The organism is Nocardia exalbida NBRC 100660 (genome assembly GCF_000308575.1).
Classification (GTDB): domain Bacteria; phylum Actinomycetota; class Actinomycetes; order Mycobacteriales; family Mycobacteriaceae; genus Nocardia; species Nocardia exalbida.
In genome coordinates, this window is record NZ_BAFZ01000075.1 from 1 (window position 1) to 12,411 (window position 12,411).

11 protein-coding genes and 1 pseudogene are annotated in these 12,411 nt (G+C 69.3%); 2 read left to right on the forward strand and 10 right to left on the reverse strand.

The annotated features are described in order from the left end of the window. The 3 genes from ON29_RS17875 to ON29_RS17885 form a co-directional block, all read right to left on the reverse strand. On the reverse strand, positions 1 to 658 hold a 658-nt coding region (locus ON29_RS17875; RefSeq protein ID WP_157172821.1), incomplete at its 3' end, for a cutinase family protein. Between the two features lie 303 nt (positions 659 to 961). After that, positions 962 to 3,361, reverse strand: a complete 2,400-nt coding sequence (locus tag ON29_RS17880; RefSeq protein ID WP_040867679.1) for a RelA/SpoT family protein — start codon at positions 3,359 to 3,361, stop codon at positions 962 to 964. A gap of 373 nt (positions 3,362 to 3,734) precedes the next feature. Continuing rightward, positions 3,735 to 4,709, reverse strand: coding sequence for an alkaline phosphatase family protein (locus tag ON29_RS17885; protein WP_083863709.1), 975 nt, complete (start codon positions 4,707 to 4,709; stop codon positions 3,735 to 3,737). Positions 4,710 to 4,968: 259 nt separating this feature from the next. On the opposite strand from ON29_RS17885, the gene ON29_RS17890 reads away from it, so the two are divergent. Further along, complete coding sequence (locus ON29_RS17890) at positions 4,969 to 5,751, forward strand: metallophosphoesterase family protein (RefSeq protein WP_281032548.1); 783 nt, start codon at positions 4,969 to 4,971, stop codon at positions 5,749 to 5,751. Then, positions 5,748 to 6,080: a YnfA family protein gene (locus ON29_RS17895; RefSeq protein WP_040867681.1), complete on the forward strand. Its 333-nt coding sequence runs from the start codon at positions 5,748 to 5,750 to the stop codon at positions 6,078 to 6,080. The genes ON29_RS17890 and ON29_RS17895 overlap by 4 nt, the downstream gene beginning before the upstream one ends. A 35-nt stretch (positions 6,081 to 6,115) precedes the next feature. Here ON29_RS17895 and ON29_RS17900 read toward each other — a convergent pair whose 3' ends face one another. The 7 genes and pseudogenes from ON29_RS17900 to ON29_RS17930 form a co-directional block, all read right to left on the reverse strand. Beyond that, a complete protein-coding gene (locus tag ON29_RS17900; RefSeq protein WP_040867693.1) occupies positions 6,116 to 6,742 on the reverse strand; it encodes an NUDIX hydrolase in 627 nt (208 codons plus the stop codon). 68 nt (positions 6,743 to 6,810) lie between these two features. Next, complete coding sequence (locus ON29_RS17905) at positions 6,811 to 8,064, reverse strand: adenylosuccinate synthetase (protein WP_040867683.1); 1,254 nt, start codon at positions 8,062 to 8,064, stop codon at positions 6,811 to 6,813. 14 nt (positions 8,065 to 8,078) lie between these two features. Further along, complete coding sequence (locus tag ON29_RS17910) at positions 8,079 to 9,026, reverse strand: hypothetical protein (protein ID WP_040867686.1); 948 nt, start codon at positions 9,024 to 9,026, stop codon at positions 8,079 to 8,081. Between the two features lie 279 nt (positions 9,027 to 9,305). Next, positions 9,306 to 10,895, reverse strand: coding sequence for an ABC-F family ATP-binding cassette domain-containing protein (locus ON29_RS17915; RefSeq protein WP_040867687.1), 1,590 nt, complete (start codon positions 10,893 to 10,895; stop codon positions 9,306 to 9,308). A gap of 165 nt (positions 10,896 to 11,060) precedes the next feature. Continuing rightward, positions 11,061 to 11,363 carry a DUF4291 family protein gene (locus ON29_RS34855; protein ID WP_083863712.1) on the reverse strand — a complete coding sequence of 101 codons (303 nt, stop codon included), beginning with the start codon at positions 11,361 to 11,363 and terminating at the stop codon, positions 11,061 to 11,063. Beyond that, on the reverse strand, positions 11,360 to 11,932 hold the full coding sequence (locus tag ON29_RS17925; protein ID WP_051175335.1) for an adenine phosphoribosyltransferase: 573 nt from the start codon (positions 11,930 to 11,932) through the stop codon (positions 11,360 to 11,362). The genes ON29_RS34855 and ON29_RS17925 overlap by 4 nt, the downstream gene beginning before the upstream one ends. 37 nt (positions 11,933 to 11,969) lie before the next feature. Then, positions 11,970 to 12,411: pseudogene (locus ON29_RS17930) on the reverse strand (ABC transporter substrate-binding protein); the annotation flags it as partial.

Here is a 12,411-nt window from a genome sequence, read left to right on the forward strand (position 1 = left end):
CTGCCTTGTCGCGTTCCGGGCCGATGCCACCGCCGGTGGCGGGAGTCTGCGGCAGCGCGGCGAGGGATTCCAGCCGGTCGCCCGAGGTTCCCGGCGCGGGGTCCGGTGTCGCCTTGCCCGGCGCGCCGGGAAACAGCGGTGCGCCGGGATTGCGGGTCGGATCGGCGAACAACGCGACCGCGGCGACCCGCTCGGCGGGCAGCACGCCGCGGCCCTGGCCGATCTCCTGCGCGAACATCGACGCGACATGCGCGCCCTGCGAGTAGCCGACCACCGCGAAACGACTGTTCGGGCACGCGTCGGCGACGGTCTCGGCCATGCTCCGCAAACGGGTGAGGCCGCCGGACACCGAATCCCAATAAGGCACCACGCCACCGGCTGTCGCCCCGCCGAATCCGGATTCGTATGGCACGTAAGCCCGGTCGACCAGACCGGTTTCGGGAGCTTTCGCCATCATCGGCCGGAAAACAGTGGAGAGCATGCCCGTGTCGGTGCTGGGCGCGGCGTCCGGCGAGGACTCACCGGTGCCCTGAATCCCCAAGGCGTACAACGCGGGACAGGTCGCGAGACGGATCTGCGTGGAGGGCCCGGCGGGATCCGACGGCTCCGCCGCGGCGACACCGGCGGTCGCCACAGCCACGGCGAGTGCTACCAGCATCCCCGAGAGTCTTGCCGTGTATCCAGTCATAGCGATCCGCAATCAAGTCGTCTGCCGCAGGTACCTCAACGCCATGAAACGCAATAGACGGTAACAGATTCCGGCTATTACTGCCGCATCGACGGAAAACTTCCACGACACACCGAAATGAACGCACCATACCCTGGCGCGTTCCCGGTTTCAGTCCGACAAGTTTCCGACAGTCCGCCCCCGATGGCAAGCCCGAAAACCCGCGTCGCGGCAACCGAAACACCTTGAGCCGTCCGCTATTTGACAGCTACTCGCGGGTCGAGGTGCGAATGATCAAGCAGCGGAGGTGACGCGGTAGACGTCGTAGACGCCCTCCACGTTGCGCACCACATTCAGCAGGTGACCCAAGTGTTTCGGATCGCCCATCTCGAAGGTGAACTTGCTGATCGCCACCCGGTCGCCGTGCGTGGCCACCGACGCGGACAGGATGTTGACCTTCTCGTCGGCCAGCACCTTGGTCACGTCCGACAGCAGCCGCGTGCGATCGAGCGCCTCGATCTGGATGGCGACCAGGAACACCGAGGACGGCGACGGCGCCCAGGACACCTCGATGATCCGCTCGGCCTGCTCCCGCAGGGAACCGGCGTTCGTGCAGTCGGTGCGGTGCACGCTCACCGCGCCACCGCGGGTCACGAAGCCCATGATCTCGTCGCCGGGCACCGGAGTGCAGCACTTCGCCAGCTTGGCGACGGTGCCCGTAGCGCCGGGGATCAGCACGCCCGCGTCACCGGTGACCCGCTGCCTGCTCGGGGTCGTCGACGGGGTGGAGCGCTCGGCCAGCTCGTTCTCCACGTCGCCGATGCCACCGAGCTGCGCCATCAACCGCTGCACCACGTGGTGCGCGGAGACCTGGTGCTCGCCGACGGCGGTGTAGAGCGTGGAGATGTCGGTGTAGTGCAGCTCGTGGGCCACCGCGGTCATCGCGTCGACGCTCATCAACCGCTGCAGCGGAAGCCCGACGCGGCGGACCTCCTTGGAGATCTGGTCCTTGCCGCTCTCCAGCGCCTCCTCGCGGCGCTCTTTGGCGAACCATTGGCGAATCTTCGCCTTGGCGCGCGGGGACACCACGAAGTTCTGCCAGTCACGGCTGGGCCCTGCGTTCTGCGCCTTGGAGGTGAACACCTCGACGACCTCGCCGTTCTCCAGCTGACGCTCGAGCGCGACCAGCCGCCCGTTCACCCGGGCGCCGATGCAGCGGTGCCCCACCTCGGTGTGCACGGCATAGGCGAAGTCCACCGGCGTCGACTTCTGGGGCAGCGTGATCACGTCGCCCTTCGGCGTGAACACGAAGATCTCCGGCGATTTCAGGTCGAAGCGCAGCGACTCCAGGAACTCGGCCGGGTCCGCGGCCTCCCGCTGCCAGTCCAGCAACTGGCGCATCCACGCCATGTCGTCGACCTCGGCGGTGTCGTTGGAGTGCTTGCCGCGGGTCTCCTTGTAGCGCCAGTGCGCGGCGATGCCGAACTCCGCGGTGCGGTGCATGTCCTGGGTGCGGATCTGCACCTCCAGGGGCTTGCCGTCCGGTCCGACCACGGTGGTGTGCAGCGACTGGTAGACGCCGTAGCGCGGCTGGGCGATGTAGTCCTTGAACCGGCCCGCCATGGGCTGCCACAGCGAGTGCACGACGCCGACGGCGGCGTAGCAGTCGCGCACCTCGTCGCAGAGGATGCGGATGCCGACCAGGTCGTGGATGTCGTCGAAGTCCTTACCCTTGACGATCATCTTCTGGTAGATCGACCAGTAGTGCTTCGGGCGGCCCTCGACGATCGCGTTGATCCGGGAGGCGGCCAGCGTGTTGACGATCTCGGCCCGCACCTTCGCCAGGTAGGTGTCGCGCGAGGGCGCGCGGTCGGCGACCAGCCGGACGATCTCGTCGTATTTCTTCGGGTGCAGGATCGCGAAGGCGAGGTCCTCCAGCTCCCATTTCACCGTCGCCATACCGAGGCGATGGGCGAGCGGAGCGATGACCTCCAGCGTCTCCTTGGCCTTCTTCGCCTGCTTCTCCGGTGGCAGGAAACGCATGGTGCGCATGTTGTGCAGCCGGTCGGCCACCTTGATCACCAGAACGCGCGGGTCGCGGGCCATCGCGATGATCATCTTGCGGATGGTCTCCGCCTCGGCGGCGGCGCCCAGATTGACCTTGTCCAGCTTGGTGACGCCGTCGACGAGGTGGGCGACCTCGGAGCCGAAGTCCTGGGTGAGCTGTTCGAGGCTGTAGCCGGTGTCCTCCACCGTGTCGTGCAGGAGAGCGGCCACCAGCGTGGTGGTGTCCATGCCCAGTTCGGCGAGGATGTTGGCCACGGCGAGCGGATGGGTGATGTAGGGATCACCCGATTTGCGGAACTGATGCTTGTGCCGCTCGTCGGCCACGTCGAACGCGCGCTGCAGCAGCGTCAGGTTGGCCTTCGGGTACAGCTCGCGGTGCACGGTGGCCAGTGGCTCGAGCACCGGCTTGACCGCGGCGATCCCGCGCTGACCGGTCATGCGGCGGGCCAAGCGCGCCCGCACCCGGCGCGAAGCCGAGGTCGGGACCGCGGAAGAGGTGCCGGGCTGCCGCGGAGGCGTCGCGTTCGCCGGCGTCTGCGGTTTCGCGGCGTCGGTGGCGCCCGCACCGTTCGGCTGCGGGCCCGACGTCGATTGCTCGACTTTCGCCTCGCCCAGATGCTGAGTCATGCCACCACCTCTCCGCGCCTCGATCGGACCACCCTATCCGACCGGTGCAACCTCCCGGACCACCAACTTTAGTCCGGGCGCAGCAGCGACGTCCGCTCCGCGAACCCAGGATGCGCACGAGGGTGTCGCGACGAAGAACGCGCGCGGCCACGCCGAGGTCCGGACTACTCCTGACAACCGTCCCATACCGGATGCCGATGACGCGCCGGACGCGGTAGCCATCCTGCGAACCACCACCACTGATATGTCGTCTCACCTGCGACAATCAACCCTTCGACTGCATCCCGGGCGAGTTTGCCCGGCGCGTGGACCCGGACGTATCGGACCCGGGGGTCGACGCGAGAACCCGGAGACGACGCCGGGCGAGGGCCGGTCAGCGGATCGCGGCGGGCAGGGGTTCGGACAGCGCCGTCCGCGCGGGTCCGGGCTCGGGGCGCAGGGAGCGACCGTCGAGGTCGGCGCCGGGGGCGACGCCGAGGAGGTCGAGCACCGTGGGGGTGATGTCGACCAGGGTCGCTCGGGTACTGGTGGCGCCGGGCCGGAAGTCCGGGCCGCGAGCGATGACGAAGTTGGTCGTCTCGTCCGGGGATTGGCCGCCGTGCCCGCCCCTGGGCAGGTGGCCGTGGTCGGCGGTGACGAGTACGGTCCACCGCTCGGCGGGATGGGCGGCGGCGCGGGCGTCGACGGCGGCGACGATGCGGCCGACCAGAGCGTCGATGCGCGTGACGGCGTCCAGGTAGGCACGCGAAGCGCCGCCCGCGTCGTGACCGGCGCGGTCGACTTGGTCCAGATGGGTGAACAGCAGGTCGGGCGCGAATCGGCCGATCGCGGCGACCACGGCGTCCGTGGTGGCGGCGTCGGTGCGGAACTCGTCCGGGTCGTCCGGCACGGGCGCGGTGGAGACGACGACGTCGGCGCGCGGGTCGCCGCTGCCGGTCATGGTGGCGATCTGGTCCCAGGTGGCGATGGACTGGGTCTTCAGCACCGGTCGAGCCCGCTCGAGCCGGGTGAACACGGTCGGGTACCGCGCGAACGGGGCGGCGGTGAACCGGTTGTCGGTGATGCCGTGTTTGCGATCCCAGACGCCGGTCAGCACGGTGGCCCAGGACGGACCCGAGATGGTGATGTGCGGAGCGATCGAGGAACGGCTCAGCAAGCCTTCTCCGCTCAGCCGCAGCAGATTCGGCGCCCGCACCTGCTCGACCTTGCCGTACATCAGGCCGTCCAGGCCGATCACGACCACCTTGGCCGTCGGAGCCTCCCCCTCGGCGACTCCGGTCGCGGCCAGCGGAAGGAAGACGGCCGCCGCGGCGGCAACGACTTTGGACAGCAGTTGCGCTCGGCTCATACCGCGACCATGCGGGACCGGCGGGCAGGCGCGATAGCCCGCCACGGCAGTGTTCATGGACGTTTCATCGAGGGCCACACTGTCGGTAGCCTCACTGAACACGCTCTGAACAAGGAATAGCGGCAAGCTATATCCGAACTTCACGGCCGGTCGCGGCCAGGTGAACGCCGAGTTCCGGATCCGTGTGCCGATCGACCGTCGCGCACGGCTTTCGCACCATCGCTTGACACGCCTTCGCCGCTGTGGCCGACTGGCCGTCGTGACCGCAGCGCGCAGCACCGAATGCCTCCGCGTCGCCGCCGTCGGCGACCTGCATATGCGCGCGGCGGTCGCCGGACGTTTCCGTCCCGACTTCCTGCGCCTTTCCGCGAACGCCGACATCCTCTTACTGGCAGGCGATCTCACCGATGGGGGCACCCGCGCGGAGTCGGAGTTGCTCTGTGCCGAACTCGACGGTCTTCCCGTACCGGTGGTCGCCGTGCTCGGCAATCACGACCACGATCAACGATCGGGTTACCTGATCGCGGCACAGCTCACCGCGTTGGGCGTCCATGTGCTGGACGGCACCGCGATCAGCCTCGACATCGGGGAAATCCGGGTGGGCATCGCCGGAGTCATGGGCGGCAGTGGCGGCTTCCCGGGCCATCCCGGCACACCGGAGGAGGGTTCCGCCGAACACCGCGCCCGCGTGCGCCGCGGCCCACTCGACGCCCTTCGCCTCCGCCAGGCCCTCGATCAGCTCGATTGCGAAACCCGCATCGCGCTCACGCATTTCGCGCCGGTGATCGACACGTTGGCCGGTGAACCGCCCAAGATCTACGCCGGACTCGGCTGCCATGATCTGGCCGTGGCCCTCGACGCGGGCGGAGCGGTGCTGGCCGTCCACGGACATGCCCACGGGGGAACGGAATTCGGGCGCACTCAGGGCGGCGTGCCGGTGCGCAACGTCTCCTACCCCGTGCTCGGACGCGCCTACGCCGTCTATCAGGTCGCCCCTGGCCCGCGTCCGACGGATCGCGAGCAAGTACCGTCCCCGCCATGACGGTCGCCCGCTCGCTGCTGTTGTTCGCCCTCGCCGCGCTCGCCGAGATCGGCGGCGCCTGGCTGGTGTGGCAGGGCTGGCGGGAACAGCGTGGCGTCGTCTGGATCGCCGCGGGCGTTCTCGCTCTCGGCGCCTACGGCTTCGTCGCGACCTTCCAGCCGGACCCGAACTTCGGCCGTATTCTCGCCGCCTACGGCGGTGTCTTCGTCGCGGGATCGCTGGCCTGGGGCATGCTGGTGGACAAGTTCCGTCCCGATCGCTGGGACTATCTGGGCGCGGCGATCTGCCTGGTCGGGGTCGCGATCATCATGTATGCACCGCGCCGCTGACCGCAGGCCCTTCGATCGACCTCGACGCCTGTCGTTCACCCCTGCGCGCCGAAGGCCCACACCGCCGCGGGCCGGCCGGTCGCTTTGACGCGACGCCGTTCGGTGGTGCGTGCCAGGCCCGGGATGGCCGCCAGCGTCCGGTTCAGGTTCGCGGCGTCGGGACGGGCTCCGGACAGCGCTGTGACGGCCTCCACCGCCTTGGTCGCCGGAAATTCCTCGCCGAGCAGGGCCCTGGTGAACGTCAGGTCCTTCCACAGCAACCGCGTCAGGACGTCGCGGCCCACCGCGACGATGCGATTGTGGTCGAAGGCCAGTTCGGGCACCTCGTCGAAGGCGGTCCACCGCGCCGGACCCTCGTGCGGTCCCACCACCGCCCACATCGCGATCGAGAGCGTCGGCCCGCGCGGGTCGCGGTTCGGTTCGTCGAAGGTCACCAATTGCCCCACCGAGCCGATGGCGGCCTCCGGGACGCCCAATTTGGTGTGCACCGCGCGCCGCGCCGCGACGGCCAGCCGCTCCCCCCGTCCGAGCAGCACACCGGGTAGGGCGAGCTGCCCCGCGAACGGGTCCATCGCCCGGGGTGCGATCCCGAATCGGACGCCGCCGTCCTCGTCCCAGAACCGCAACGCCACGACATCCACCGACACAACGGACTGCTCCACGGCCACCCATCCTGCCCGACCCGCCACGCGGCAGGCGGACCCGTCTCGCGGAATGTCTTCGCGGACGATCACGCCGCGACGGGATACGCGGTGCGGGTGCGGTGGCGGCGGCCGGGGCCGTCGGCGGTGAGGACGACCGGCACACCGAGCGTCCTGGCCAGCCATGGCACCGGGTCGTCCGGCATTTCGGCGAGGACGGGCTCGGCGTGCGAGAGCAACCGGGTCAGCTCCCGCTGGTGGTCGAGGTCCCGCCTGCGTCCGGCGGGCACCCGGGCCCAGGCGACGCCGTCCACGGTGTAACCGGTTGCGGCGTAACGCCTTCCGGGCGCGTCCAGGTGGTTGACGGCGAGACCGTCGACACCGCCCGAGACCTCGATGGCGTAGCGCAGCAGCACCGTGTCCAAGTGCCCGAGACGGAATCCGCCTTGGTAGTGGCCTGCCGCATTGTGCGGCTCGGGCAGGGCGAGGCCCGGATCCTCGGTGGGGAAAGGGCCCGCGCCGTGGCGGGTCTGATAGGTGCGGGTGACGCCGAGCACATAGCCGCGAGCGCCGATCTCGGCGAGCATCGCGCGCGCGTTGCGCGGCTCGACCGTCGACCAGGTGGTGTGCGGATGGAACCCGCGCCACTCGTCGAGCAGGACGCCTTGGGCGCCTTCGAACACCACCGTGCCGCGCCGCGCGAACCGAGCCAGCTGGTCGGCGCCGACGATCGGGACCGCTGCGGCGAACTCCCGGTACATCTCGACCAGGTCAACGATCGGCTCGTAACGATGTTCGCTCGACGCGATGAGCGGCCCGTAGTACGCCGCCAGCGCCCGCAGCTTGCGGCGCAGTACCCGGGGTCGCAGGCAATCCGACACCGTCGGGGCCGTGTGCGCCAGCGCGTACCCTGCGGTCTCGCCGATCCCACGGCCGCACGAACCGCGCCGCGCACGACCCCGCGCATCCTCGCGGGCACGGTTGGCGGCGATGTGGATCGGCGTGGTGAGCAGTGCCCGCGCGTCGATCCGTAACAACGACAGCGGATCCCGGACGCCCAGCGCGGCCAGCCTGCGGGCCTCGGCGGCCAGCGCGATCGGTTCGACCAGCATGTGCCGCGACAGCAGTGTCGGGACGCCCGCGAACGTCCCCGATCCGAACTGCGCGAACGTGTGATGCCGTCCGCCGGCGATCACGTTGTGCGCCGCCTGCGCCCCACCGTTGAATCGGACCACGGCGGCGACCTCGAATCCCGACTCGGGGGCGCAGAGCCAGTCGACCGTCGCGCCTTTGCCCGCGTCCCCGAAACCGAGATCCACGACGATGATGTGCGACCCGAACATCGCCCGCCCCGGCTTCAACCGCGGCCGCGCGGCAGTGCCCGCGCTCGCCCGCCGTCGGCCCCGAGCGCCTTGCCCACCGACGCGGCCTCGGCCACGGACCCGACATCCCGCAAGTCCGCCAGTCCGGCGGCCAGGTCGACGCGCCCTTCCGCCAATCCGATCGTCAGCGCGATGAGTTCGCACACCGCGGCCGGGTCGTCCAGGCGCAGGAAGTTCTGGCCGAGCAGATCACGCCAGTGCTCGGCGATCTCCGGGTCGTGGAAGTAGCTGGACTGGTCGGGCAGGATGTAGTGCACGTGCCAGCGCCCGGCGAGCTCGCGGTAGATGGATTCCACCGAGATGTCCTGGCGCACACTGTCGCCGATGATCGCGCGGATGTGGCGGGAGGCCAGCCGCGGCTTGTTCAGCTCGTCGCCGATCAGGAACAGGTAGCCCTTCTTGCGCCGCTTGTCCCACGCGTCGGTCGCGATGTGCGTCGCCAGGAAGTAGGCGGCCAGTTCGTAGCTCTCGGACTTCTGCCCACCGCCGCCGCCCTCCAGGAAGATGGCGCGTAACTGCTCGTCCATCCGGTTGTCGGATTCGAACTGGCCGATCTGCAACGGCACGCGGTCGGTGTCCGCGTCGCCGATCGCGCCGAACAGGATCTGCGGGTCGTCCGCATAGCCCTTGCGCCGCAACAGACCGTGCAGGGTCCCCAGCTTGTCCTGCATGATCCGCGGCACCCGCCCCATCGATCCGGTGACGTCGAATAGCACCGCGATGGGCAGCGAGCTGCCGTGCTCGGCCGAATCCCGGCATTCGCGCACCGTGACGCCGAGCGGATCCAGCGTCGGGTGCACCCGCCACTCGGCGTGCGGCTCGGCCCGCATGTCGGCGGTGTAGCCGAAGTCGTCGATGCCACGAGCGGCGCGGAAGGTCTTCGCCGCGCGGTAGGCGGAGTCGTCCCAGTTTCCGTATCCCATGTGATCACGTCCTCTCCTAGTTTTAGTGTAAGTGACTAAAACTAGGGCGGTCAAGGATCGCGAACAGCGGCCGTCCGCGCGAGCTACCGGTAGTACCTCGACGACGCGCACCGGCGCCGGGCACCACCAACCGGTGCCCGGCTCCGGTGCGCGTGCAGACCGGAATGGTCGCAGCTCCCGCGTTTCGTCACACACCGCTGTCGGGCACCGCTGCGGCCTCTGCCCCGGACACAGCGTGGGAACGGTTACCGCGCCCGAAGCGGCGCCCGGCACCGGCCGTCAGGTCACCAGCGTCTCCGCCAATCCCTCCCCGGTGAGCTCGATACGACGAGTCACCCCGATGTCGTCGAGGAAACGCGGATCGTGGCTGACCACGATCAGCGCGCCCTCGAAGCTCGCCAGCGCCTGGGTCAGGTGCTCCAGGCTGGGCAGGTCAAGATTGTTGGTCGGCTCGTCCAGCAGCAGCAGTCGCGGCGCCGGATCGGCCAGCAGCAGCATGGCCAGCGCCGCGCGCAACCGTTCACCGCCCGACAGCGCCGCGGCCGCGACGTCGGCGTCCGCGCCACGGAACAGGAAGCGGGCCAGCTGCGCCCGGATCCGCTCCGCGGACGCGTGCGGCGCCGTCGAGGCGACGTTCTCGAAGACCGATCGCCGCTCGTCGAACACGTCCAGCCGCTGCGGCAGCATCCGCCACGGCACCTTCGGCCCCTCCTGCGCGATACGCCGCAGCAACGTCGTCTTGCCGACGCCGTTGCGGCCGGTCAGCGCGATCCGCTCCGGACCGGACACCCGCAACGTCACCGTGGGCCCGCACGCCAGCTCGACCCGGTCCAGTTCGATCACGTCCTGGCCGGGATACAACCGCGTACCGGGTAGCTCCACCCGGATCTCCCGATCGTCGCGCAACAGCTCCTTCGCCTGCTCGAGCTGTTCCTTGGCGGTGTCCAGCTTCTCGATGTGATTGTTGCGCAGCTTGCCGGCCGACACCTGCGCCTGCCGTTTGCGTTCGTTCATGATGATCTTCGGCTCGCGCTTCTGATCCCACATCTTCTGCCCGTATCGCTGCCTGCGGTCCAGCTTGATACGCGCCTCGACGAGTTCGCGGGCCTGCTTGCGGACATCGCTGCGCGCGTCGCGGATCGCGGCGCGAGCCGCTTCCTGCTCGGCGGCGACGATCCGCTCGTACTCGCTGAAATTCCCGCCGAACAGCCGCAATTCGCCGTGGCGCAGCTCCGCGATGGAGGTCATCCGCTCGAGCAGCTCACGATCATGGCTGACCGTCAGCACCGTGCCGGAGAACTGCCCGACCACCTCGTAGAGGCGTGCGCGCGCCACCCGGTCCAGGTTGTTCGTCGGTTCGTCCAGCAGCAGCACGTCCGGCTCGGCGAGCAGCTCAGCGATCAGTCCGAGCAGCACCGTCTCGCCGCCGGAGAGGGTGTCGAGCGTGCGATCGAGCTGCTCCACCGAGTCGGCGACGTAGTGCAGGCCGAGCCGGGCCAGCAACGCCAACGCCCGCTCCTCGACATCCCAGTGATTACCGACCAGATCGAAGTCGGCCTCACCGCCCGACCCGGACTCGATGCGGTGCAATGCCTTTCGCACCTGCGCGATGCCCAGCACCGCATCGACGCGTTGCCCCGCACCCAGGCCGAGATCCTGGCGCAGATACCCGAGATGACCGGTGACGGTGACGGACCCGCGAACAGGCTTCAGTTCCCCTGCGATCAATCGCAGCAAAGTGGATTTGCCCGCACCGTTACCGCCCACCAAGCCGATGTGACCGGGACCGAGGACGGCGTCGAGGCCGTCGAAAACGGGGGTGCCATCCGGCCAGCCGAAAGTGAGATCGGAAAAAGACAGATTGGTCATGCCTGCTCCTGGAGGTTGCGACGAATGACGGCGCGCGAATGCGGGCCGCACGAGTGGCTACCTCAAATGAGCAACGGCAGAACTCCGATCAACGGGGATAAGACCTGTCCAGATTAAACACAACTCCGGCGATTGCGCCAGTGCAATTCGGATCACACGTCCGCTTCAGGACGACGCGCCGATGATGGCGGCCGCGGGGAGCGGATAGGGACGTTCCGCGGGGAGAGCCCGCGCCGCCGCCAACTCCCCCGCGGCTACCATCCGGCGCAGCTGCCGCGCCTCCTCGGTGACATCGCGGATGCCGGTGATCCTTCGGTCGAGGTAGTGCTCGACCGCGATACCCGCCAAGCCCACCTGCACGGAGCGGTACGACAGCGGCCGGTGTGCGAGATCTCGTTCCGGGTCCCATTGGATGCGCGCCGGATTCGTTTTCAGCCGATCCGCCCGTCGATCGGGGCCATGGCTCAGAGCTGGACGATGGAGGTCAGCGGGTAGTCGCCCTGCCGTGCGCGCCCGCCGAGGAAACCGAGTTCCAGCACCACCGCGGCGGCGGCCACCTCGGCGCCCGCCTGCTTGAAGATTTCGGCGGCGGCGGCGAGCGTGCCGCCGGTGGCGAGCACGTCGTCCAGCAACAGGATGCGACGGCCCGCCAATTCGATGCCGTCGGCGGGAATCTCCAACGCGGCGGTGCCGTACTCGAGGCTGTATTCGCGGCTGATCACCGGCGGCGGCAGCTTGCCCGCCTTGCGGATGGCGAGCACGCCGGTGCCGAGGGATGCGGCGACACCGGCGCCGAGCAGGAAGCCGCGGGCGTCGACGCCCGCCACCAGATCGGCGTCGGGCGCGCACGCGGCCAGGCAGTCGACCACGGCGCGGAAGCCCTCGGCGTCGGCGAACACCGGGGTGAGATCCGCGAAACGCACACCGGCGGTGGGAAAGTCGTCGTGCCAACGGGTCAAGCGGTCGACCACCTCGGCGGCTTTGGTGGTCCGTTCGGCGGCTACGTCCGCGGATTCGATCGCCGCGTGCTTACTCATCGACACCTCTCCATGATCCCATCACCCACACCGACGGTCACCGCTCGAGCACCCACCGGTCCATGTTCCAGCCGGATCCGGCCTGGGTGGGGGCGGCGATCCCGTTGCGCAGCCCCTTGCCGAAGGCGATCGTGCGCGGGGTGGCGAACAACGGGATGCTCGGCAGCTCCGCCCACAGCAGGTTCTCCGCCTCGGTGAGCAGATTCAGCTGTACGGCCGCGTTGTCGTCGGCCCCGAGCTGATCGGTGATCGCATCGTAACGGCCGTTGCCGAACCGTCCGAAATTGAGCCCGCTACCGGTGCGCAACGCGCTGGTCGCGGCCTCGCCGCCGAGCGAGCCCGCCGGGCCGGGCACCGCGGCGGTGCTGCCGAGGACGGCGTCGACCTTGCCCTCGGTGAGCCGGGTGGGAGTGAAGTCGGGCGCACCGGCGTCCACCACGGTGATGCCGGCCGGTTTGCAGGCCTCGGCGATCATGGCG